The organism is Adlercreutzia muris, assembly GCF_041223505.1.
Classification (GTDB): domain Bacteria; phylum Actinomycetota; class Coriobacteriia; order Coriobacteriales; family Eggerthellaceae; genus Adlercreutzia; species Adlercreutzia muris.
The window spans coordinates 144,801-167,009 of sequence record NZ_JBCLQK010000001.1; the positions used below are offsets into that span (position 1 = coordinate 144,801).

Here is a 22,209-nt window from a genome sequence, read left to right on the forward strand (position 1 = left end):
ATACTGGGCCCATGGAAAACGGCAACGGACAACTCACAGACCCCATCCCCGACGAAGGTTTCGCGCAGTGGCGCGAGGCCGAGGGCGGCAAGCCGGCCGGGGTGCGGTTCCTGGCTTTCAACACCGTCATCGACCTGGAGGCCTACGGCGAGCCCGACGCGTGCCGGGCGGCCTTCGAGGAGGCGCGGGCGCTCTGCCGCACCTACGAGCGGCTGTTCAGCCGGACGCTCCCCCATTCCGACATCGCCCGCATCAACGGCGCGGGCGGCGCGGCCGTGGCCATCGATGCGCGCACCTACGACCTGCTTGCGCGGGCCCTCGCCTACTGCGCGGCCAGCGAGGGCACCTTCGACATCACCGTGGGGCCGGCCGTGGGCCTGTGGAACTTCCACGAGGGCACGGTACCCGACCCTGCGGCCCTGGCGGCCGCCGTGGAACATGTGGACTGGCATCAGGTGCAGCTGTGGGAGGAGGCCGGCCCCGACGGCACGGCCACCTGCTTCGCCCAGCTGGCCGACCCCGAGGCGGCGGTGGATGCCGGCGGCATCGCCAAGGGCTGGATCGCCGACGCCCTCGTGGAGGCCGCCTGGGCCCACGGGCTGACGGGCCTCATCGTGAATTTGGGCGGCAACGTGGCCGTGCGCGGCGCGAAGCCCTCGGGCGAGCCCTGGGGCATCGGCGTGCGCGACCCCCGCAACCCCGAGAAGCTCATCGGCGCCGTGCCCCTCACCGGCGGCTCGGCGGTCACGAGCGGCATCTACGAGCGCTGCTTCACCGCGCCCGACGGCACCTTCTACCACCACATCCTGGACCCGCGCACGGGCATGCCCGTGGCCACCGACGTGGGCGGCGTCACCGTCATCTGCGAGCGGTCCATCGACGCCGAGGGCTTCTCCACCACCCTGCTCGCTTTGGGCACCGAGCGCGGCTGCGCCCTCGTGCAGCGCCACCCGGAAATCTTGCAGGCTTTTTTCGTGGATGGCGCGGGGAAGATCACGCCGGCGCGGTGAAATCCGAGAATCGCGCGGTACAATTATTGCAGCAATGAACTAATTCCCCGCGAGCAAGGATCCCATGACCGCCACCTGCGCCAAAGACCGGTTCAACCTGGACTCCACCTACTTCGTGGCCTTCGAGATGGCCCACGAGGCGTTGAAGCGCGGACTGGCGGCGGCGAGCGATTTGAACATCACCCAATACCGGGTGCTCACCAAGCTGGCCCAGGCGAGCGAGCCGGTGAACCAGGGCGAGTTGGGAAAGCTTCTGGGCATGAAGCCCAACGTGGTGACCCAGGCCGTGGACGCGCTGAACCGCGCCGGCTTCGTCACCCGCACGGCCGGCGCTGCCGACGGGCGCACCCGCTACCTGGCCGTCACCGAGGAGGGCCGGGCCCACGTGGCCGCCGTGAACGAGGCACTCGTGGAGAGCCTCTACACCACCTTCCCCACAGAGAACCCCACCTACCGCACCATTCTGGAGGCCGCCGTGTCGGCCGCGGCCCAGATCGAGCCGCCGCTGAACCCGAAGGCGGCCGACCGCTTCCCGGCCACGCGCTCGCTCGTGTCCATCGAGCTCATCCGCGCCGAGACCGAGCGGGTGCTGAGGGAGGCCACCGGCGCCTCGTTCAACGAGTGCCGCATCGTGCAGCGCCTGGGCGAGACCGACCGCCCCGAGCGCGTGGGCGCGCTGGCCGAGGCCCTGCACCTGTCGCCCGTGAACGCCGCCCGGGCCTGCGAGCGCTTGGTGCAGCGCGGCTGGGCGAAGCGCCTGAAATCGCCCGCGGACAAGAAGGCGGTGTACGTGGCCCTCACCGACGAGGGGGTCTACCAGGGGTTCCTCATCAGCGCCACGGTGAACGAGCTGGCGGCCACGAAGCTGTGGGCGCACCTGACCCCGGGCCAGCGCGAGGCCATCGAGAAGGTGGGCCATGTGGTGGTGGCCGAGCTGGACGCCCGACGCAAAGCAAAGGAGCAGGCCGCCTACGACCTGCTCCAGGAAGTGTAGGACCGGATCGGCCGGGAAGCCGTCCGGCGGATGCGGCGCCGGAAACCTCCTAGGCCGCCGAGTGGGCCCGGGACGCGGCCGGGCCGGTTGCCGGCGCCGCGGCTGCGCCCTCCAGCTTGCGCAGGTAGGCCGCGGCCCCGAAGAGCATCCCCAGGTTCACGGCCACATCGGCCGCAAGCCACCCGCCCAACGCCGGTAGGCTGACGGCCGCCGCGTTCAGGGCGCCGAAGGTGCCCACTGTAAGCGCCATGACCACCGCGCCGCACCCGGCGCAGGCCACCACGAGGGAGAGCCCCAGGCTGTGGCCGGCCCGGGCCCGGGCCACGGCCGCGCACACCACCAGGGAAGCCGCGCCCAGAAGCGTGCCCAGAAACGCCGCGAACCCGATGGCGCCCAGCGCCAGCGCCGCCGCCCCCGGCAACTTCGACGACATGGAGCCCACCTGCACGGCGGACAGGATGCCGAGCACCACCACGACGAGGCACAGCAGCGCCACCAGGGCGCAGGCCCAACCGGCGAGAAACGCCGTGAGCGGCCGCGCCTTCACATCGCCCCGGGCCACGAGCGCCCCGTAGAGCACCGGCCCCGCCGTGGACACCGCCAGTGCCAGCCCCGCCGCGAACAGGAAGGCCACGAAGGCCGAGCCCGTGAGGATGGAGCAGATCACATCCAGCACGGGCACGCCGGCCGCCGAGATGTAGTCGAAGGCGAGCACGCCGGTACTCCCGGCGATGGTCAGGCCGATACGACCGAGCACCGCCACCACCAGTGCCAGCGCGAACAGCCAGCCGAAGGGTCGCGCCATTTTCTTCATGTCGTTCATCTTACGCTCCCATCTCGTTCTCCACGGCGGAGGTGCCGCAGAGGTAGCCGCCGCAGAAGGCCAGACCCACATCCCCCATGAGCGAGCCCAGAATGGGGTCGCCGATGTAGCTGTTCTCGCCGCAAGCGCCCCCGGCGGTGTGCCAGCCGGCGTACAGGCCCGGAATCACGCGGCCGTCGGTGCCCACCACCTGCATCTGGTCGTTGATGAGCAGGCCCGCCTTGGTGCCGTACAAGTTGCCGCCGATGCGGCAGCCGTAGAAGGGCGGCTCGGTGATGGCGTGGAGCCACTCGGGCGGCATGGGGTACAAAAAATCGTCCTCGCCGGCCTCGCACGCCTCGTTCCACCGCGCCACGGCCCCGGTGAGCACGCCCTCGGCGAACCCCAGGTCGCGCTCCAGCTCCTCCAGGGTGTCGCGGCGCTTCAGCACATCGGCGTCGATGGCGTCCTGCACGCCGTGGTGCCAGTCGCGGTAGTGCTCGGGCACCTTCTCGATCTGCTCCAGGTCGGGGGTGATGAGCTTGCGGCAGTGCTCCTGGGCGAAACCGGCCAGGTGGTCCTCATAGTTCGCGTCGAAGATGATGTAGGAGCGGTGGCCCGGCGGGGTCATCTGGATGGTGGCCAAATCGCCCAGAGCGTAGATGGCGTTGGCGCCGTCCTCCCCCACCCGGGAATCCATGTAGCGCAGGCGATTGCCGCACCGGTCGATGGTCAGCCACGGCTGGCGCGACAGCTGGGTCATGCCGTCGTAGAGGAACCGGGCCCACTGGCCGCCCTCGGCCTGCCAGTCCACGCCGCCGTCGAAGGAGGCGGAGCTGTTGAAGCCGGACACGTCGGAGCCCACGCCGAGCCCCATACGGAAGCACTCGCCGCGCTCCCCGGCCGTGAGATAGCTGGAGGCGCAGCCCATGGCCGCCGTGGGGATGTACTTGTCCAAGAGCGCCTTGTTGTTGCAGAAGCCGCCGGCCGTGAGGATGACGGCGTTCCGCGCGTGGATGAAACGCTCGGCCTGGTAGTCCTCGTTCACCACCACGCCCACGATGCGCCCCTCGTCGTCCTGCACGAGGGCCACGGCCGGGCTCTGGAAGTGGAAGTCCACCCCGTGCTTGTAACCGTAGTTGTACATGGCGTCGGTGGCGTCCTTCATCTTCAGCACGTGGTGGTCCAGCGTGGAGCGCTTCGGCGCCACGTACACCGGCACCTCGCCGAGCCGCCAGTGCACGCCGCACTCGGCCATCCAATCGAGGGATTTGCCGCCCTCGCAGGCCAGCCGGTAGATGAGCTTCGGGTCGGCAGCGTAGTGGTACTCGTCCATGGCCCAGTCGGTCAGCGCCTTGGGGTCGAAGGGGTAGCTCGGGAAGGCGAATTGCTTCTCCTCCTGGCCGGAGTACCCGCCGAGGATGCCGCACATGCCCGCCTCCTGGGCGTTGCCGCCGGGAAGCCCCATGGCCTCCACGCAGATGACCTCGGCGCCGAGCTGGCAGGCCCGGGCGGCGGCGTTGAGCCCTCCGCCGCCGGCCCCCACCACGCAGATGTCGCATTCGTAGTCCCACGTCGCCGGCACCGCACGGGGAGGAATGGGCGTGGCGTCGTTGGCCGGGAACGCTGCGGCGTTGTGGTCGCGGTAGGTGCCGTCGGCGGCGCTGGCGTTGGCCCGGGCGCTGTCGGGCGCGTCGGCGCGGGCGCTGCCGTCGGCCGCCCAGTCGCCGATGCGGCCCTCGGCGGCCAGGGCCGCATCCGGGCCCATGAGGGCCGTGGCGGCCGCGGCGGTGGCGGCCAGGGCGCCCCCGGCCAGAAAGTCGCGCCGCGAGAGGCTGGGCGCGGAAGGGGTTTGCCTAGTCATGGTCGGCCTCCTTGCTCGTCTCGGCCGGGACGCTCGTGTCCGCGGCGCTGTCGACAGCTGCAGCGGTGTCGGTGCCCGCAGCGTCGGCCGCCTCCGTGCCAGCCGCGGCGGTGCCCTCGGCGGCCGTTGCCGCCTCGGCCTGGGCCAGGGCGTCCTCCACGGCCTGCTTCACGCCGGCCGTGGTGATGGTTGCCCCGGCCACGGCGTCGATGTCGGGGCCCTGGGCCGCCTCTATCATGGCAGCGAACTTGCCATCGCGGATGGCCTCGTAGCCGCCGCGGCTCTGGCTCTCGCATTCCTGGGTGGTCTCCAGGCAGGTGATGCGCCCGTCGTCCACCAGAAGCGTCACGGTGATGAGGCCCTCCATGCCCGTGCCGCGGCCGGTGTACACGCCGTCGCGGAGATCGCCCTCGGCGCGGGCAGCCCCGTCGGCGACCGCCTCGACGGCCCAGGGATCGTCGGTACGCTGGGCCAGCTGCTCGGCCGAGGCGGCGTCCTTAGAGCCGGACCCCTCGAACGAGGCGCCGCAACCGGTCAGGCCCAGCACCAGCACGGCGCTGCACGCGGCCTTCGTCTTCCACTGCATCCCATACCTCCAATCATTCGCACTTGTTGGACTGATATTTCTTCATGAAAGTTTTCTTTTATTTACATTCATGAACTTATTGAAGCGGAGCATATCAGCATTTATCCCGTATATCAAGCATATATTGACGCTCTTTTACATTCCGTCAATTACTACCAAATTGATAATTTATGGATATTGACTGGAGAAGCAAACACGAGTAAGGTGCATATCAATGACCGCAAGGAACCCCTTGCACCCCGGCGCGGGCACGTCGGGGAAGCGCGGAGGCCCCCGAAAGCCTCCCCTCTCCCCCGCCCCGCCCGCGCCGGGCGCACCACCCGGTATCTATTAAGGAGGGATACCCATGCTCTTCGACGTGTACGGCCCCAACGCTCTGTACCAATGGCTCGGCCTGGCCATGGTGCTCGTGGCGCTCATTCTGCTGAACGAGCTCGCCCGCCGCACCAAAGCGGGCGGCATCTTCATGTTCTTCGGCGTGTTCGGCGCCATGCTCGCCTACTGCATCGTTGTGGAAGTCGGCGCCGCCGCCGGGGCCGAGTGGGCCCTCAACAACCCCACCCACACCGACATGAACAGCTGGTTCCACTACGCGAAGGTCATCGCCGCCACCATCGGCTGCATCGGTTTCATGGCCATCAAGTACTCCTGGGGCACCATCGGCCGCTCCCACTGGTTCAAGGCCTTCCCCTTCGTCATCGTGGCCATCAACATCCTCATCGCCGTGGTGAGCGACTTCGAGAGCGCCATCCGTGCCTTCGGCACCACCTGGGTGTCCTCCGAGGGCGTCACGCTCTACGGCGGCTGGCACAACGTGTTCAACGGCATCGCCGGCATCATCAACATCGCCTGCATGACCGGCTGGTTCGGCATCTACATCTCCAAGAAGCGCCAGGACATGCTGTGGCCCGACATGACCTGGGTGTTCATCATCGCCTACGACCTGTGGAACTTCTGCTACACCTACAACAACCTGCCCACCCACTCCTGGTACTGCGGCGTGGCCCTGCTGCTCGCCCCCACCATCGCCGGCCTCATCTGGAACAAGGGCGGCTGGATCCAGAACCGCGCCTTCACGCTGTCCATGTGGTGCATGTTCTGCCAGCTGGTGCCGATGTTCGCCAACGACTCCATCTTCGCCGCCGATTCCGTGAACAACCCGAGCGTGAACCTGGTCGTCTCGCTTCTGGCCCTGGGCGCGAACATCGCCGCCTTCGCCTACATCATGTACCGCGCGAAGAAGCTCGGCGTGAACCCCTGGATGCAGGAAGCGTTCGTGGGCACCAAGGACTTCGTGGCCGCCATGCGTCGCCGCGCCGCCACCCCCTACCTGCTTGAGACCGAGCCCGCTTCCGCCACCCCGGCCGAGATCGCCGAGATGGTGGCCTACAACGAGCTGCCCGCCGAAGGCACCCCGGGCTACGTCTACGTCGCCGTCGAGAAGGACGAGAGCGCAAAGTAGGCAATTAGGCCGCCAGCCCACGCCTTCCCATCCAAGAAAATGAGCCCGTTTTGTACGGGCTCATTTTCTTGTGCACCGGTCATTAACATCGCTTTTGCATGTTAACAATGACTCCTGCTAAGACATAAAACGCTTGTTAATTGACTTCTCAAAATTTTTGAGAAGTTGCAGTCTTATCTTCTGAAGATTCTTGAGAAGTTGATCGACGAAGGTTCGGGCACAGGAGACTCAACTATTCGAATTTTTCGAATAGTTGCTTTCCATGACAACTTGACGGCCTACGAGCCCACCGTCTCATCAGCGCTCTTTCCCAGATCGCGAAAACCTATTGCAGACACAAGCAATAAGGGCACCGACCAGCAGGGCGGCGGCTTGGAGGAGGAACGGGACCGGGTTGGCTGCCGAGGTTGCGGCGAACACGAAGCCGAAGGCAACGCTGGCGGCGGCGATGCCGATATCGATGGCGTTTTGCTGCCACGCGAGCACGGAGGTGCGCACCGATTCGGCGCTGCGAGCCGCCGTCAACGTTTGGGCGGCCGTCATGGCGCCCCCGTAGCCGCCTCCTACCAAAAGTCCCGATACCCCCAGAAGCGCGGGAACGTTTCCCGCGGAAACGATGAGGCCCATGCCGAGGGCCATGGCCCCGAGGCAGGCCGCCAACACGCCATGGTGCCCGCAGCGATCGAGCAGCCACCCCGATCCGAGGTTCAGGGCCAAAGACCCCAGGCCTATGCCGGTGAAATACCCGCCCGCATCGTCGGGAAAGCCCGCCGCGGCAAGAAACGTGGACGAGAAGCTGAACACGAGGCCGTAGCCGAGCGCCGCCACGGCCGACAGCCCGATGGCAAGGGCCAGTGACGTCCCGCCGGCATCCACCAACCCCCACCGCTGCGGCCGGCGATGGCCGCTCGCTTCTTCGGCCGCCCCGTCGCCGCAAGCATTCCCCGGGGCGCGGCCGACCGGAGAAGCGTCGGACGAACTGCGACCGCCAGCCTTCCCGCGCCCCGTCGAAGGGCACGCCAGCACCAGAAAGCCCGCGCCCACCGCCGCAACGACAGCCACGAGGAAGAGCGCCCGGAAGCCCCACTGCTCCCCCACCCAAAACCCGAAGGCCGGCCCCACCAGAAGAGCTAGCGAGGTAAAGAAGCGATACCGCCCCAAGTACCGCCCCTGGCGCCCCGGCGGTGCCATCAGCGTCACGGCCGCGGTGGCGGCGGGCCAGAACAGCGCCAAACCGACGGCCTGCACACACCGGGCGGCCAGCACTGTCCCAAAGTGCAGCGGCAACGCAAGCATAAGGGCCCCGACCGCAAACGAAGCCATGCCGACGAGCATCGCCCACCGCGGCCCCCGGCGATCAGCCACCGAGCCCAAAGCGAAGCGCAAACCCACGGCCAGAATAAGGAACACGCCGTTTTGCACCCCCGCCTCCCCCAGAGTCATACCTGCGGCCGTAAGGTACGAGGGAAGCACGGCCATGAGCACGTTGTTGTAACCGAACGCGAGAAACCCCGCCGCGCACAACGGCGCCACGCGCAGGACGTCCCGCGCGCTCATTCCTGCTCCCGTTGGGCGATCTCCTCCAGCTTGGCGATATCCAACACGCGAATGGAGTTGCGCTGCTTCTCGATGACACCCTGGGATTGCAGCCGCGACAGGGCCGTGGTCACGGAGTTGCGCGACAGGCCCAACATATCGGCCACCTCGTTATTGCTGTAGGGCAGCACCATCGGCTGGGTCGGCGTACCGGGAACCGAAGCTCCTTCCCCGCGCTGGCAATCGTGCGCCATTTCGGCAAGCAGCATGGGCACCCGCTGAGCGGCCCCGTAGAAAGACTGGTTCACCACTTCACGGGTCTGCATGGACAGAAGCCCGAACAAATAGCGCACCGTGCGGTCGGTGAACTCGGGGCACGTGTGCAGAAGCTGGAAGAACGACTCCTTCGGAATGGCCAGGATGCGGCTGTCCTCGCAGCAACGCGCACAGGACATGGGCAGGCAATCGTCCCGCAGGATGTGATAGCCGAAAAAGCACCCAGGGCCGTATCGGTCGATTACCTTGGTGCGACCGGCCGCATCCACTCGGAAGCACTCCACCGAGCCTTCCACCAGGTAATAGTGGCACTGGTTCGGCTCGTCGAGCCAGAACACCATGGCGCCGGCGGGCACCCGCTTCACCGTATAGGTGGCGTCGATGCCGTCGAGCATCGCCTCCAACTCGGCCCGACCCAAGGGCTCTTGCAATACCTCGTTTTTTCCCGTCCAGGTCATGGACTCCCCTCCCCTCGCGCGGCGGCTCGACGACGCCGCCTCATGGTACCATGCCCCTTCCCCAAACGGCTGCGACCCCGGCCACAAACGGCCGGGGCGCAACCAGAGGGAGGGCTTTTCAAAAGCCGGGGCCGCCCTTCCGCAGGGTCGGGCCCCGGTGCCGGTCGCCCCTCACCGGGACGGCCGGCCCGCGTCATGTTACACGTAGTATACCGAAGGCACCGTGCCGTGCTCCTCGAGGTAGGGCACCGCGCCCTTCTCGGCGATGTACTTCGCCACGGGGCTCTCCGGATCGTTCAAGTCGCCGGCAAAGCGGGCCTCGGCCGGGCAGGCCTGCACGCACCAGGGCGCGTGGTCGTGATCCTGGCGGTCGAAGCACATCGTGCACTTCGAGGACACGCTCGCTTCCTCGTCGATCTGGGGCACCCCGTAGGGGCACGCGCTCGCGCAGGTGCCGCAGCCGATGCACACCTCCGTGTCCACCACTACCGCGCCGTTGTCCTCGCGCTTGGCCATGGCGCCGGTGGGGCAGTTCGCCACACAGGCCGGTTCGGCGCAATGGTTGCACAGAGTGGGGCGGAAGTTCATCTTCACGTTGGGGAACGTGCCCGTGGGGCGATACACGTCCTCGCCGTCCAGGCTCACCACGTGGCCCCAGTAGATGTCGCCCGGAGCGTCGTTGGACACCTTGCACGCCACCACGCAGGTCTGGCAGCCCATGCAGCGGCTTGTATCGATTACCATTCCATATTGCTTAGCCATGTCGCACCTACGCCTTCTCTACTTCCACCAACACGTCGTAAAACGCCGTGCAGGTCTGGGAAATATGCTCTTCTGTGGGGTTCAACGTCAAGTGGGTGAGGGTCTGGTAGTTGCCCTCGATGGTGTAGTCGGGAGTCCAGCCGCTCTGGGTGGCCACCGTGCCCGGCACGATGCCCTCGGTCAAAAACACCTTCATCTTGCAGGCGCCGCGATCGTTCACAATGCTCACCACATCGCCGTCGGCAATGGAGCGCGCCTCGGCGTCCACCGGGTTCATCTCCAGCAGAGGCTCGTCCTGAATGCCCGCCAGGGCCGGGATGCCGATGTGCTGGGTGTGCACGTTCATGCGGTCGTGGTACTGCAGGAACACGAGCGGGTACTTCTCGCCAAGCGGGCCCTTGGGGTCTTCCAGCATGGGCTTGTAGCAGGGCACCTCCTCCTGGAATTCCACCAGATCGTCGTTGTAGAACGTGAACTTGGTGGACGGAGTGGCGAACACGCCGTCAGCGAAGACAATCTGAGAGTCGTAGATGCCATCGGGGCGGCCCCAGATGCCGTCGGCCACGACGGTATCGAAGTCGAAGCCCTCCCAGGCCGGATGCTCCTCGTTCACGAAGCTGCGCACCCATTCCTCGTCGGTCTTCGCCCACAAATCGCCCAGGCCCACCTTGGCGGCCAACAGCGACATGATCTCCACGTCGGACTTGCTCTCGCCGGCCGGCGTCACCGCCGGGCTCTGGAAGAACACCCAGGGCGAGCGGTCGAGGAAGTCCCACTTCTCCCAGTAGTTGCAGGCCGGCAGCACGTAGTCGGAGTACTTCGCCGTCCAGGTCCAGTAGGGGTCCACGGTCACGATGGTGGAGATCTTCGGCAGCACCTCGTTGATGATTTTGTTGGAATCCGGGCTCATGTTGATGAAGTTCGAGTTGGCGAACCACATGAAGTCGATGGGATGGGGCTTGCCGGTGAGGATCTGCTCGTAGGTGGTGGAGCTCTTCACCATGTTCACCTCGTTGGCGCCGGTGTCCGCCCACTCGTCGTAGTTGAACGCGGGGATGGTGATGCCCGGCGTCGACCGGATGGAGGCGGTGCCGCCCGCATGGGACGCGCCGCCGCCCTCCACGCCGATGTAGCCAGCCACGGCGGCCAGGGTGGCCACGGTGCGGAAGGGCGAGTGGGAGTTCCACACGCGCTGCATGCCCTGGCCCATGCGGATGCCTGCGGGCTGGGCATTGATGTACTCCATGGCGAAGGTCTCGATGACCTCGGGGTCGAGGCCCGTGATCTCGGCGGTGTACTCCAGCGTGTACTTCGACACCTCGTCCACCAGGTGGTCGAAGGCCGTGCGGCAGGGCTCCCCGTCCACGTCGAAGGTGCCAGAGAGCGCCCCCTTCACGCCCTCGGTGGTGTTGGGCACCGCCTTGCCGGCGGTCTCGTCCCACACCATCCAGGCGGCGTCCTCGCCCTCGCCGTCGCGCAGCATCGCGCCGTCGGACTCGCGCACGAGGAAGGGCGCCACGGAATTGGCCACGAGCCAGTCCTTGGCGTGGAGGTCCTTGGAGATGATGACGTTCATCATGCCGAGGGCCAGGGCCGGATCGGTCTGGGCCTTGATGGGAATCCACTGGTCGGCGATGGCCGCCGTGGAGCACAGGCGCGGGTCTACCACCACGATCTTGGCACCGTTCTCGCGGGCCTTCACCAGATAGCGGTACTCGGAAGTGTGGGTGTCGGCCACGTTGCGACCCCACAGCACCACCATCTTGGAGTTCAGGTAGTCCCGCGTGTCGTGGGCGCCGCGGCCCTGGCCGAAGCAGAGCGTCATGCCCATGGTGGCGCCGTGGTCGCCCATGATGCCCTCGATGTCGAAGGCGGTGCCGCCGTAGCAGCCGGCGAACCGGGTGGGCGCCTCCCAGGACAGCTTCGAAAGGTTGCCGGTGAACGAGTAGAAGCCGCAGGACTCGGGGCCGTACTGGGCCTTCGAGGCCTCCATGCGCTCGGCGATCTCGTCGATGGCCTGCTCCCAGGAAATCTGCTCGAACTCGCCGGAGCCACGCTCGCCGGTGCGCTTCATGGGATGCAGCACGCGCACGGACTCGTCATGGGTACGGGTGCCCAGGCCGATGGAGCGCAGGCAGCAGTTGGCGTAGTCGTCGCGGCCGGGCATCTGGCCCGGGGTGACGGTGTAGATGCGGTCGTCCTTCACCCGGGCGCGCAAATGGCAGCGCGAAGTGCAGTTCACCGAGCAGCAGGCGCTCTTGTAGGTGAAGCCTTCCTCCGGGTCGGCCACCGGCTCGGCGCCCGTGGACGCCAGCTCCTCGGACGACTTCTCGGCCGGCGCGCAGCCCACCACCGCAGCGCCCACCGCCGAAGTGATGGTCAGCCAACCGGCGCCCTTCACGAAGGTACGGCGGGTCAGCTTCCCGTCGTGCACGAACTCGGTGGGAGCAAGTTGCTCTTTCTCTTCCATAGTCCTCCTCTTTCTCTCTGATACGCAGTGCCTTGACACTGAGTAAATTCAGTATAGAAAGAGGGGAGCTGGGTCTTCCGCCCAACATTGGTCACATAGCAGTCCCGGTGTTGACGTGACAGGCCATGGCCAGCCGCCCATTTGAAGAAACCGCTCGGTAGTGGCGGGATCACGGCAGGTTTCTCGTAACTTCTCAAAAATTTTGAGAAGTTACGCCCTCATCTTCTAAAGATTCTTGAGAAGTCGCGAAATAAGACCACGCTGTGCATAGCGAAAACAAAAGCGGGAACTATCGCCGCAGTTCCCGCCTGGAAGGGGTTTTGGGGGTGGCTCAGAAGACAGACTGCCGTTGAAGTTCTCGATTCAAGCCCGCATCTACCCCTCGGCTTCCACCTCGGCGTCGCGGACGACATCGCTCTCGCCTACCGTGGGAATGCGCACGACCATGAGGTACACGAGGAAGACGGCCACGGCACCCAGGATGCACCACACGAAGGGCTTCTGCACCAGCGCCGCCGAGACGGCCAGCACCGAAAACGAGATGAGCAGCATGCGCATCTTCGCCTTCACGGGCATGCCGCCGGCCTCCTTGAAGGGCACGACGTAGGAGCGGTGTATCTTCGAGCCCGTGATGAGGCGGTGGCAGCGCGGCGAGAACTTCCCGAACAGGAAGGTGGCCAGAAGCAGCAACGGCGTGGTGGGCAGCACGGGCACGAACACGCCGACCACGGCCGCGCCCACGCAGAACCAGGCGAAACCGAGAATGGCATAGCGCAAAACAACGTTCACAGGGTGGCTCCTCATCTTAAAAGCCGCGCACCATGCAGCGGCGTTTCTCCACCGTGCATGCTACGCGGCTTTGCGCAAACGGGCATCGCCCGAACGGGCTATTCCGAACCGGACGCTACTCGCCCTTCGCGGCGCGGTCGGCCACGGCCTCTTCCAGCAGCATGAGCTGGGCCTCGGCCTTCTTGGTGCCGCGGAAGACCACGAGCACGTACACGAGCAGGGCCACCCACAGAAGCGCGTAGGCCGCGATGATGTAGGGCGCCGACGGCAGGATGGTGGAGTAGATATCAGCGAGAATGGGGTTCATAAGGGGCCTTTCTCTTCAAAGTCGTTGCGGAACAGGAGGGGGCGCCTAGGCGCGCTCGTCGTCGAGGGTCTCTTTCAGGGCCTCCACCCGCTGGGTGAGGCGCACCTGGTTGAAGCGGGCGCGGTACAGCACGAAGCCGACGCACAGCATGCCTAGGGCGCACAGGCCCACGCACAGGCCCATTTCCGGGCTCATGCCGCCCTCGCGCAGCACCACGGGGTGGATGGACGAGGGAATGAGCCGGGTGATCATGAAGCAGATGGGCACGTCGATGGTGGCGATGATGGTCACCACGGCGGCGAAGGTGCCGCGGCGCTCCGGCTCGTCCACCGAGCTGCGCAGCACGAAGTAAGCGATCACGATGAGCATGAGGATGAGGTAGGTGGTCAGCCGCGGCTCCCAGCTCCACCACACGCCCCACTCGAAGCGGGTCCACATCTCGCCGGTGATCATGGTGAGTGCCACGAACAGAAGGGCGATCTCCAGGCAGATGCGCGAGCAGGTGTCGAACCGCTGGTTTTTCGTCATGAGGAACCGCACGGCGTAGTAGCACCCGAAGCCCAGCGCGATGAACGAGGTGATGGCCACGGGCATGTGGAAGTAGAAGATCTTCTGGGACAGCAGCATCTTCTGGGACACCATCACATCCCCGATGAGCTCGGCGCCGTTCACCGTGGCCCCTCCCACCGGCGCCACGTAGAAGAACGCCATGAGGAACCCGACCGTGGACAGCACGGCGCCCGCGATGAGCGCCGGCGCCACCAGCTTGTCGGGCCACTGCCCCACCTCGGGCAGCTTCAACTTCTTATCGGACACACGGTCCTCCTCTCAGTTAACAACGAAGTCGTAAAGAACCCACGACGCCAAAATCATAATCACATCGTAGCCGCCGGCGAGCGCGAGTGAGGTCGCAAATCCGTCGGCGAACACATCGCCGCCCACAAGCGCACAGGTGGTGGCGGACACGCAGGCGTACAGCAGCGGGAACACCACGGGCACGAACAGGAGCGCCAGCATGACGTCCTTGCCGCGGGTGGCCGCCGTGATGGTGGAGAGCATGGTGCCGATGCCGGCGATGCCCACGCTGCCGAGCAAAAGCGGCACCACAAGCAGCCAGCCCGTATCGGCCGGGGCCGCGAAGCTGGAGAAGAACACCCAGTACAGCGGCACGGCCACCACTTCCACCACGAGCAGGAACACCAGGTTGGCCGTGGCCTTGGCGAGGAAAATCACCCCGCGGTCGAGCGGCGCGAGCAGAAGCCCCTCCAGGCAGCCGTTCTCGGTCTCCTTGGCGAAGGAGCGGTTCAGGCCCAACAGCGACGTGAACACCACGAGCGCCCACAGAAGGCCGCCGGACACTTCCAGGAACTCCGAGCCGGGCCGGGCGAAGGAGAGCGCCACGCCGAACACCACGATGACGAGGAAGGCGTAAATGCCCATGGACACGATCATGTCCTTGGTGCGGAACTCCGCCTTCAAGTCCTTCCCCAGCAGCGTCTTGCACTGGGTCCAAGTGGAGGGGGCTTTGCAGAGAGAGCTTCTTACCTCTCCGCGATCAGCCGCGCGGTATTCCGATTCGCTCAGACAGTCCTCGCTCTGCGAAACAGTCCACTGGACTGTTTCGTTCGCTGTGGAACTCGCTCGGTCGGAACACCCCACGTCTGCTCGCTGCATATCCTTTGTCACCTAGCTCACCCCCAATCCGACGGTGGAGCGGTACAGGTCGTGGAACTCGTCCACCGCCAGGGTCTCCTTCTCGGCGAAGGCCACTTTGCGGCCGCGGGCGAGCACGAGCACGTGGTCGGCCAGCGACAGGCCCTTCTCCAAGTCGTGGCTCACCATGACGAAGGTGCGGTTCGCCCGCACCGAGGCGATGAGCTCGTCGAAGATGGCCATGGCGTGGGGGTCGAGGCCGGAATAGGGCTCGTCCAAGAGCACCACGGCCGGGTCGTTCACCAGCGCCCGGGCGATGGAGACGCGCTGGGTCATGCCGCGGGAGAAGGTGCGCACCCGATCGAGGCGGCGGTGCTTGAGGCCCACGGCGTCCAAAAGCTCGATGACGCGGCGCTGCGGGTCGGCCACGCCGTAGAGCCTCGCGAACAAGAGCAGGTTCTCCTCGGCCGTGAGGTCGGGGTACAGCATGGGGTTGTGGGAGATGAGCCCGATGGAGGCCCGCGCCCGCTCCGGTTCTTCCTTCAAGTTGATGCCGGCCAGGGTGATGGAGCCCTCCGTGGGGCGCGACAGCGTGGCCAGCATGCGCAGCAGCGTGGTCTTGCCGGCGCCGTTGGGCCCGAACACGGAGAGGAACGCGCCCTCAGGCAGCGAGAACGACAAGTCGTCGACGGCCTTGCGGCCGCCGAACGACTTGGTCAGGTGCTCCACGCAAATGGCGGCGCTCACTGCGCGGCGCCTTCCGCCCCATCGGCGTCGGCGGCCGCGTCGCCCTCGGCGTCTTCCACCAGGGCCACTTCCTCGGCCACGGTCTCTTCCACCGGGTCGGGGCGCTCGGGCTCCTCGGTTGCGACGGCCACGGCCACCGCTTCCCCGTCGCCTTCGTCCTCGGCCAGCGCCCGGGCCGGCTCATCGGCCGGGTCGTCGTCGCGACGGGCAGTGCGCTTGGCGAACAGCGGAATGAGGCAGCCCGCCATGAGCAGGCCGAAGCCCACCCACACGAGCGAGATGAGCGGGTTCACGCGCACGTCCATGGAGAAGTCGCCGTTCTCGTTCACGCCGCGGTACACCACGAAGAGGTCCTCCAGCGGGAAGCTGATGACGCTGGCCTCCAGCTTCTGCTGCTGGGTGGCGCCCACGACCTGCACGGCCGGGGCCACCTTGCCCACGAACTGGCCGTCGCGGTAGGCATCGAAGTACACCGTGTACTTCACGTTGCCGTTGCCCAGTTCCTCGATGTTGTTGCCGGTGTACTGCAACTCGAAGTCCTGGATGACGAAGGGGGCCACCGTGGCGTCCTCGTCCTCGTTGTAGGGGATGTAGTCGGTCACCTCGGTGACGTACATGGACGAGCCGATGAGGCCCACGAGGATGATGCCCATGGCCGCGTGGGCCACCGAGCCGCCGAACAGGGCCAGACGCCGGCGCACCTTCCCCGCCGAGCGCTTGAGCGAGCGCACGGCCATGAACAGCGCGTTGAAGAACAGCAGGCTCGCCACGGCGAAGCCCACCACGGTAAGGCCGTTGTAGTACACCGGGGCGCCCTGCTCCAGCAGGCCCTCGGCGATGGTGCCGCCCATGGCGATCATGGCGTTGTAGCTGGGCAGCAGGTACGTGGCGAAGTACACCATCAGCACGATGAACAGCAAAAGCGCGCACAGCCCCGGCACCCGGGCGGCGCGCCAGAAGGCCTTCTTGTCGGTGCGGCGCCAGCCCAGAAGCGGGCAGATGGCCAGCACGGCCAGGTACGCGATGCCAAGCGGGCGGGCAATGGCGTTGTAGGTGCCCGCCGACAGGGACTGGCCGCCGAAGGGCAGCCAGCTCGGCAGGGCCGAGGACACGGTCATGTAGGCCAGAAGCACCGCGAACACCACCATGATGAGGTTGTTCACGTAGTAGGCCGCCTCCTTCGACGCCATGGACTCGATGTCGTCATCGGCCGCATTGACCGCGCCGAAGCTCTTGCGGCGCACGACAAGGCCCACGATGCCGGCCAAAAGCGACAGCACGATGAGCGCCCCGAACATCACGAGCGACACCGGGTCGCCCTCGAAGGCGTGCACCGACTGCACGAGGCCCGAGCGGGTGATGAAGGTGCCCAGCACCACGAAGCAGAACGCCAGGCAGGCGCAGAACACGCTCCAGCGCTTGAAGGCGCCGCGCTGGCGGTACACGGTGAAGGAGTGGATGAGGGCCACGCCCACGAGCCAGGGCAGAAGCGAGGCGTTCTCCACCGGGTCCCAGCCCCAGTAGCCGCCCCAGCCGAGCACCACGTAGGCCCACACGGCGCCGAGCCCGATGCCGATGCCGAGGAGCAGCCACGAGAACATGAGGTAGCCCGTGGAGCGGTTCACCCACAGGGTCGAGTCGTCGTTCACGATGAGCGCCGAGACCGCGTAGGCGAAGGGCAGCGTGAGGCCCGCGTAGCCGATGAACAGCGTCGGCGGGTGGATGGCCATGGCCCAGTGCTCCAGCAGCGCGTTCATGGAGCGCATGGAGGCGGCGGCGTTCAGCATGCCGTTCTCGGCGAAGTACCGGGAATCGGTGGTGAGGAAGGGCATGTTCGCCTCGGAGAACAGCAGCACCGACACGAAGGCGGTCAGCACCAGCTGGGCGATGCAGAGCGCCCCGTTGTCGAGCGGGCGCACGTCCTTGCGGGTGGCGAAGACGAGCACGCTGTTGAACACGGCGATGAGCCACGCCCAGAACAGGAGCGAGCCCTGGCGCCCGGCCCACAGCCCGGCCAGCTTGTAGAGCCACGCGATGTCCGACACGGAGTTGGAGCGGTTGTCCAGCACGTACTGGATGGTGTTGTCGCCGGTGAAGAAGCACCACACGAGCACCGCGCAGCACAGCGTGAGCGCCGCGGCCACGAGTACCGCGGCCAGACGCCCGCCCCAGGCGAAGGTCTCGGAGCGCTCGAAGGAGCGCTTCCGGTACAGGACGTGGGCCACGCCCAGGCACAGCACCGAGATCACGCAGCCGGCGAAGGCCACGAGCAGGCCGAGAAGGCCGATCATAGAGACACCCATGGCCTAACCCTCCAGCGCGACGTCGGTGGCGGCGAACTTCCCGTCCTCGGCGAGCGAACCGGTGAGCACCACGGAGGCGCCGTCGACCACCTCGTCGGACAGGGCGCCGTCGAAGGCGACGGGGATGGAGCCCTCGGCCTCGGTGGCGACGAGCACGAAGCGGTCGCCCTGGCCCGCGGCCTTCAGGGTGCCCTCGCCCACGGTGCCGGCCACCTTCACCACCTTGCCGACGACCTCGTCGCCGTAGCCGAGCAGCTGGTCCACGGTGAGGGCACTGTCGGCGTTCTCGTACTTCGAGGGGCACTTGGTGACGAGGTTGCTGCACTCCAGCACGCCGGCGTCGTTGATCTTGCCGGTGCAGATGGCGGTCACGTCGTTGCCGAAGGTGGAGGAGGCGGCGCCGTCGTAGCGCACCTCCAGCTGTTGGGCCGGATCGCCCGCCGGGTCGTAGATCTTGAAAGTGAGCACGTTGTCGGTGGTGGAGAAGGAATCCTGCACCACGTTGCCCGACACCTGCACCTTCTGGCCCGCCTGGGGGTTCTCCGCCGCCTCGGCCACCGAGAGCGTGGTGGCGGCGGTGTTGCCGCCCACAAAGGCGAGCACCAGGATGAGCACGATGACGATGACGCCGGAGACGGCGATCATCCTCTTCTTCATCTTCGCGTTCATAATCCTCCTGTTTCCGTCGATGAGCCAGACCGGCCTCCCCGACGGTCTGAAAATTACCAACGGCCAGTATCCCCGAAACCCGTCCGCGGCGGCACGAAAACTCCACCGAAACCAGCAGATCAGCGCAAACGCAACACTTTCGCAATGGGGAGGTCGGACGGAGCCGTCGCCCTGCGGCGAAGTGGGACGCCCTACCGGGTAAGCTGTCCTACTTCACCGCCGGCAAAAGTGGGACAGCTTGCCCGGTAGGGCGTCCCACCTGAATGCGCCGACGCGCACCACGGATGGGTGCGCGTCGGCGTCGTCAGCGGGAAGGGAGGGTTCCCGCCGTGTCGATGGGTGGGTTCGCTGCGGCCCTAGGCGATGCCGAGGAGCTTGAAGCCCTCTTCCAGCTGGGCCTCGGCCTTGTCGAGGTTCGCGTGGGCGGCCTTGTAGTTGTGGGCGCCCTCGGAGTTCTCCACCATCACGTAGTCCCAATAGAACTGGGCGCGGCGCTGGATCTGCTGGGCCTGGGCCAGCTTGTCGGCGTCGAGGGCGTCCTTCTGGGCGGCCAGCTCGTCGGTGTAGCGCTTGATGTCAGCGGCGATGGCGTGCTCGCGGTCGGTGACCTCCTTCTGCCAGGCGCGCACCTCGCCCTCCAGGTCCTTATGGCAACCGGAGCACTGCTCCATGACCTCGGGGCTCTCCAGCGGGCTCTTCAGCTCGTGGGAGCTGTACTCGCCGTTCTCGTCCTCCACGGGCGCCATATGGCAGTCGGCGCAGCTGTAGCCCTGCTTCGCCATGGACGACTGCTCGCCGCCGTAGATGGTCTCGAACTCGGGGTGCTGGGCCTTGAGCATGGGGGCGCCGGTGTCCGGGTGCTCCCAATCCTTGAATCCCATCTCGTCGTAGTAGGCGAGAATGGCCTCGGCGTCCATGCCGGCCAGGTCGGTGTAGGGGTTGCTCGTGGCCTTGGTGTCCGGATCGAAGTAGTACTCGTTGTGGCACTGGCCGCAGGTCTGGGCCTCCACGGGCACGTTGGCGGCATCGGCACCGATGGCGTTGGCGAAGTGCTTCTGGGTGACCACCACCTGGGTCGGGTCGTTCTCGTGGCAATTGTAGCAGCTGATGGGCTCGCTCATCTGGGCGAGCACCTCGGCGAAGGGCCGGGCGTACACCTCGTCGCCCTCACGGTTCACCATGGCGGTGAACTGGGGCGTCTTGCAGGTGATGCAGTTGGCCAGGGTCTTGTCGTTCACGCGGGGCGTCTCGCTGATGGAGTGCAGGGTGAAGCTGTGGGACGCGGCCTCGTCGTAGCCCTTGGCGAAGCCGTAGCCGGCATACATGGTGGTGAGCTCCGGGTACTCCTCCAGGTAGTTCATCTTGCCGTCGGGGCTGTTGGACTCGTTGGCCTTATAGGTGGCGTACTGGCCCGGGTAGATGTCCTTCCAGGAATCGGCCAGCACCACGCCGAACTCGTCGGCCTCGGGCGTCTCGGCCGGCGCCTCCGGGGCGGTACCGCCCGTGGCCGGTTCCTCGGGGTTGCCCGAGGTGGCCGGGGCGCAGGCGGCCAGCCCCGCCACAAGCGCCAGGGTGCACGCCGCCGTGGCGACCGTGCGCAGATGCGATTTCTTCATGGTTCCCTCCTTTTGTCTTACGACCGGTTCAACGGCACCCCCAGCGGGGCGCCTTCCTCGTCGGCCCCAGCCTATCGCAGGGCCCTTACCTGCGGAAAGGGACAGTTGCGCGATGTTTCATGGGGACGGTTCCATGACACCGCCATGGACGTCACAGAGCCGTTAGAGCCTCGTCGGCCGGCGCAGCAGCTGGCTTGCGCGGGCGTCCCAGGCGGAAGCGCAGGGCGTCGGTCGGACACGCGTCCACGCAGGCACCGCAGGCCATGCAGTCGCCGGCCCGCACGATGACGTCGGCTCCGGCCAGGGGCGCATCCAAAATGGCCGGGTCGGCCAGGCAGGCCTCGCGGCACTTGTCGCAGTGGATGCAGGCGCCATGGTCGATGGCCACGTTCACCTGGCCGGCGCGGCCGAGCACTTGGAACGTGCCGCCCAAGGGGCACAGCGACCGGCACCACACCCGCCGGCTGACGAGCAGCTCGGCGATGACGATGGCCACCAGCGTACCCAGGCCGGCGAAGCCGCCGAAGACGAGCCCCTTGTTCACCGCGCCGATGGGCGACACCAGCTCGAAGACGGGGAATCCCACCAGGGCCGACAGCGCCACGACGGCCACGGCCACCCCGATCTTCGCGCGGCGCGGCACCGTGGACTCGGGCACCGCGATGCCGAGTCGGCGCCGGGCGGCATCCACCCCCTCGCCGATGAGGTTCACCGGGCACACCCAGCTGCAGAAGGCCCGGGCCCGCACGAGCCCGTAGACCACGGCCACGAGGAGCGCCCCTGCCAGCGCCGACGCTACCAACAGGCTCCGGGAAGCCGCCAGCACCTCCAACGCCGCCAAGGGATCGAACAGCGTGACGCCACTGACACTGGAAGAGGACAAACTGCCGAAGAACACGCCCTCGGCCGGCGTGGCCACTTCCCCATCGCCCCCGGCGAACAGCCCCGCCAGCCCCCACCCGGCCAACAGCGGCGGCAAGCAGAACAACACCAACATGCAAACCTGCACGATACGCCTAACAAGGGTAATTTTTCCGACAGTGCGAGCCACAGTTCACTCCTCAACAATTGGCAATGCGTAGAGGAGATACAGGGTGTTCCAACCAAGCGAGCTCTCCTCTTATACAACCGCTCGCTGGTTCGCCCAAGGAAGTCAGCGAGGTTCCGGCAGGTGCCTGCAATTGCCCCGCCTTTGGGCCAAGTTGGCTTGGGCCAACGCCGTGCCCAAAACAAGGGGCAAGGGCAGGTGCCTGTCGGAACCGCAGCATCGGCGTAATCCGACGTTGCGTAGCAACGGCGGAATTACAGCGTCTCGTCCTCGAAGTTCACGTACACCAGGTTCACGTTCAGCACGCCCGGCACCGAGACGAAGCGGCTCGACAGCGCGTGGGAGGCGCCGGTGGAGGAAGCCTCGATGGTGACGACGATCTTGTAGCCGCTCACTTCATGCACCTCCACCCCCTCCATGGCCGCCAGGGCCGCGGCAACCTCGTCCACCGACTCCGGCCGCGCCTCCACCACAAGCGACGAGATGACCACCTTCTCCTCTTCCATGGCTACTCCTGGGCCACCGGATGGCAGGTGATGCACTCGGCACGGGGGCCGTCGACCTGGCGCGAGGACGCGTCGCCGTCGGCGTAGTGGTCCTCGGGCAGCGCCGGCGCCGTGGCCAGGAACACCTCGGCCTCGTCGCTAGAGCCGTGGCAGCCGTAGCAGCCGGCGGCCCCCAGGCTCTCGTAGCGGCCCTCGTGGCTCGCCGTCATGAGCGGCGGCTCGCCGGGGTTGTAGGTGGCGCCGGTCTCGGCCACCGGCTGGGAGCACCCGACCAGGGCCGCCGCTCCCAGCACGCCGGCCAGTACGCAGGTGGTCAGAACCTTCGACTTCTTCATTTTCTCCATGGTATTC

21 protein-coding genes are annotated in these 22,209 nt (G+C 66.6%); 3 read left to right on the forward strand and 18 right to left on the reverse strand.

The window, feature by feature from the left end; translation table 11 throughout:
* Nucleotides 1-11 precede the first annotated feature (11 nt).
* The gene (locus AAK988_RS00555) at nt 12-1,010 is read left to right on the forward strand and encodes an FAD:protein FMN transferase (protein ID WP_369873334.1); all 999 of its coding nucleotides are present in this window, start codon (nt 12-14) and stop codon (nt 1,008-1,010) included.
* A gap of 64 nt (nt 1,011-1,074) precedes the next feature.
* On the forward strand, nt 1,075-2,004 hold the full coding sequence (locus AAK988_RS00560) for a MarR family winged helix-turn-helix transcriptional regulator (RefSeq protein WP_369873333.1): 930 nt from the start codon (nt 1,075-1,077) through the stop codon (nt 2,002-2,004).
* Nucleotides 2,005-2,053: 49 nt separating this feature from the next.
* On the opposite strand, the gene AAK988_RS00565 is transcribed toward AAK988_RS00560, so the two are convergent.
* Genes AAK988_RS00565 through AAK988_RS00575 form a run of 3 tightly spaced genes read right to left on the reverse strand, consistent with a single transcriptional unit; the run spans nt 2,054 to nt 5,256 of the window.
* On the reverse strand, nt 2,054-2,827 hold the full coding sequence (locus tag AAK988_RS00565; RefSeq protein WP_369873332.1) for a hypothetical protein: 774 nt from the start codon (nt 2,825-2,827) through the stop codon (nt 2,054-2,056).
* Between the two features lies 1 nt (nt 2,828).
* On the reverse strand, nt 2,829-4,670 hold the full coding sequence (locus AAK988_RS00570) for an FAD-dependent oxidoreductase (protein WP_369873331.1): 1,842 nt from the start codon (nt 4,668-4,670) through the stop codon (nt 2,829-2,831).
* A complete protein-coding gene (locus AAK988_RS00575) occupies nt 4,663-5,256 on the reverse strand; it encodes an FMN-binding protein (protein WP_369873330.1) in 594 nt (197 codons plus the stop codon). Before AAK988_RS00575 ends, AAK988_RS00570 begins: the two co-directional genes overlap by 8 nt.
* A gap of 346 nt (nt 5,257-5,602) precedes the next feature.
* Between AAK988_RS00575 and AAK988_RS00580 the strand changes: the two genes are divergently transcribed.
* The gene (locus AAK988_RS00580) at nt 5,603-6,718 is read left to right on the forward strand and encodes a DUF5692 family protein (protein ID WP_369873329.1); all 1,116 of its coding nucleotides are present in this window, start codon (nt 5,603-5,605) and stop codon (nt 6,716-6,718) included.
* A 297-nt stretch (nt 6,719-7,015) separates the two neighbouring features.
* Here AAK988_RS00580 and AAK988_RS00585 read toward each other — a convergent pair whose 3' ends face one another.
* The 15 genes from AAK988_RS00585 to AAK988_RS00655 all read right to left on the reverse strand — a co-directional run bounded on the left by AAK988_RS00585 (nt 7,016) and on the right by AAK988_RS00655 (nt 22,202).
* On the reverse strand, nt 7,016-8,275 hold the full coding sequence (locus tag AAK988_RS00585) for an MFS transporter (RefSeq protein ID WP_369873328.1): 1,260 nt from the start codon (nt 8,273-8,275) through the stop codon (nt 7,016-7,018).
* Nucleotides 8,272-8,988, reverse strand: a complete 717-nt coding sequence (locus tag AAK988_RS00590; protein WP_369873327.1) for a Crp/Fnr family transcriptional regulator — start codon at nt 8,986-8,988, stop codon at nt 8,272-8,274. The genes AAK988_RS00585 and AAK988_RS00590 overlap by 4 nt, the downstream gene beginning before the upstream one ends.
* A gap of 198 nt (nt 8,989-9,186) precedes the next feature.
* Nucleotides 9,187-9,732, reverse strand: a complete 546-nt coding sequence (locus tag AAK988_RS00595; RefSeq protein ID WP_369873326.1) for a 4Fe-4S dicluster domain-containing protein — start codon at nt 9,730-9,732, stop codon at nt 9,187-9,189.
* Between the two features lie 25 nt (nt 9,733-9,757).
* Entirely contained in the window at nt 9,758-12,220 is a 2,463-nt protein-coding gene (locus AAK988_RS00600; protein ID WP_369873325.1) for a molybdopterin-dependent oxidoreductase, read from the reverse strand.
* 375 nt (nt 12,221-12,595) lie between these two features.
* Nucleotides 12,596-13,009: a DUF454 family protein gene (locus tag AAK988_RS00605; RefSeq protein ID WP_369873324.1), complete on the reverse strand. Its 414-nt coding sequence runs from the start codon at nt 13,007-13,009 to the stop codon at nt 12,596-12,598.
* Nucleotides 13,010-13,124: 115 nt separating this feature from the next.
* Nucleotides 13,125-13,316, reverse strand: coding sequence for a hypothetical protein (locus AAK988_RS00610; RefSeq protein WP_369873323.1), 192 nt, complete (start codon nt 13,314-13,316; stop codon nt 13,125-13,127).
* 45 nt (nt 13,317-13,361) lie between these two features.
* Nucleotides 13,362-14,132, reverse strand: coding sequence for a cytochrome c biogenesis protein (locus AAK988_RS00615; RefSeq protein ID WP_369873322.1), 771 nt, complete (start codon nt 14,130-14,132; stop codon nt 13,362-13,364).
* 12 nt (nt 14,133-14,144) lie between these two features.
* On the reverse strand, nt 14,145-14,900 hold the full coding sequence (locus AAK988_RS00620; RefSeq protein WP_369873410.1) for a heme exporter protein CcmB: 756 nt from the start codon (nt 14,898-14,900) through the stop codon (nt 14,145-14,147).
* Between the two features lie 102 nt (nt 14,901-15,002).
* Nucleotides 15,003-15,716 carry an ABC transporter ATP-binding protein gene (locus AAK988_RS00625; RefSeq protein WP_369873321.1) on the reverse strand — a complete coding sequence of 238 codons (714 nt, stop codon included), beginning with the start codon at nt 15,714-15,716 and terminating at the stop codon, nt 15,003-15,005.
* Nucleotides 15,713-18,019: a heme lyase CcmF/NrfE family subunit gene (locus AAK988_RS00630; RefSeq protein WP_369873320.1), complete on the reverse strand. Its 2,307-nt coding sequence runs from the start codon at nt 18,017-18,019 to the stop codon at nt 15,713-15,715. Before AAK988_RS00630 ends, AAK988_RS00625 begins: the two co-directional genes overlap by 4 nt.
* 3 nt (nt 18,020-18,022) lie before the next feature.
* Nucleotides 18,023-18,688, reverse strand: a complete 666-nt coding sequence (locus AAK988_RS00635; RefSeq protein ID WP_369873319.1) for a cytochrome c maturation protein CcmE domain-containing protein — start codon at nt 18,686-18,688, stop codon at nt 18,023-18,025.
* 356 nt (nt 18,689-19,044) lie between these two features.
* Complete coding sequence (locus AAK988_RS00640) at nt 19,045-20,304, reverse strand: ammonia-forming cytochrome c nitrite reductase subunit c552 (RefSeq protein ID WP_369873318.1); 1,260 nt, start codon at nt 20,302-20,304, stop codon at nt 19,045-19,047.
* 151 nt (nt 20,305-20,455) lie between these two features.
* Nucleotides 20,456-21,301 (reverse strand): 4Fe-4S binding protein, encoded by an 846-nt coding sequence (locus AAK988_RS00645; protein ID WP_369873317.1) that lies wholly within the window; start codon nt 21,299-21,301, stop codon nt 20,456-20,458.
* Between the two features lie 305 nt (nt 21,302-21,606).
* Entirely contained in the window at nt 21,607-21,858 is a 252-nt protein-coding gene (locus AAK988_RS00650; protein WP_369873316.1) for a chaperone NapD, read from the reverse strand.
* 2 nt (nt 21,859-21,860) lie between these two features.
* The gene (locus AAK988_RS00655; RefSeq protein ID WP_369873315.1) at nt 21,861-22,202 is read right to left on the reverse strand and encodes a hypothetical protein; all 342 of its coding nucleotides are present in this window, start codon (nt 22,200-22,202) and stop codon (nt 21,861-21,863) included.
* Between the last annotated feature and the right edge of the window lie 7 nt (nt 22,203-22,209).

Coding starts and splice junctions, on each gene's coding strand:
- AAK988_RS00590 (WP_369873327.1), bottom strand. CDS start 8,988: ATGACCTGGACGGGAAAAAACGAGGTATTGCAAGAGCCCTTGGGTCGG.
- AAK988_RS00655 (WP_369873315.1), bottom strand. CDS start 22,202: ATGGAGAAAATGAAGAAGTCGAAGGTTCTGACCACCTGCGTACTGGCC.
- AAK988_RS00630 (WP_369873320.1), bottom strand. CDS start 18,019: ATGGGTGTCTCTATGATCGGCCTTCTCGGCCTGCTCGTGGCCTTCGCC.
- AAK988_RS00580 (WP_369873329.1), top strand. CDS start 5,603: ATGCTCTTCGACGTGTACGGCCCCAACGCTCTGTACCAATGGCTCGGC.
- AAK988_RS00610 (WP_369873323.1), bottom strand. CDS start 13,316: ATGAACCCCATTCTCGCTGATATCTACTCCACCATCCTGCCGTCGGCG.
- AAK988_RS00635 (WP_369873319.1), bottom strand. CDS start 18,688: ATGAACGCGAAGATGAAGAAGAGGATGATCGCCGTCTCCGGCGTCATC.
- AAK988_RS00585 (WP_369873328.1), bottom strand. CDS start 8,275: ATGAGCGCGCGGGACGTCCTGCGCGTGGCGCCGTTGTGCGCGGCGGGG.
- AAK988_RS00570 (WP_369873331.1), bottom strand. CDS start 4,670: ATGACTAGGCAAACCCCTTCCGCGCCCAGCCTCTCGCGGCGCGACTTT.
- AAK988_RS00640 (WP_369873318.1), bottom strand. CDS start 20,304: ATGAAGAAATCGCATCTGCGCACGGTCGCCACGGCGGCGTGCACCCTG.
- AAK988_RS00595 (WP_369873326.1), bottom strand. CDS start 9,732: ATGGTAATCGATACAAGCCGCTGCATGGGCTGCCAGACCTGCGTGGTG.
- AAK988_RS00645 (WP_369873317.1), bottom strand. CDS start 21,301: ATGTTGGTGTTGTTCTGCTTGCCGCCGCTGTTGGCCGGGTGGGGGCTG.
- AAK988_RS00555 (WP_369873334.1), top strand. CDS start 12: ATGGAAAACGGCAACGGACAACTCACAGACCCCATCCCCGACGAAGGT.
- AAK988_RS00600 (WP_369873325.1), bottom strand. CDS start 12,220: ATGGAAGAGAAAGAGCAACTTGCTCCCACCGAGTTCGTGCACGACGGG.
- AAK988_RS00560 (WP_369873333.1), top strand. CDS start 1,075: ATGACCGCCACCTGCGCCAAAGACCGGTTCAACCTGGACTCCACCTAC.
- AAK988_RS00575 (WP_369873330.1), bottom strand. CDS start 5,256: ATGCAGTGGAAGACGAAGGCCGCGTGCAGCGCCGTGCTGGTGCTGGGC.
- AAK988_RS00650 (WP_369873316.1), bottom strand. CDS start 21,858: ATGGAAGAGGAGAAGGTGGTCATCTCGTCGCTTGTGGTGGAGGCGCGG.
- AAK988_RS00565 (WP_369873332.1), bottom strand. CDS start 2,827: ATGAACGACATGAAGAAAATGGCGCGACCCTTCGGCTGGCTGTTCGCG.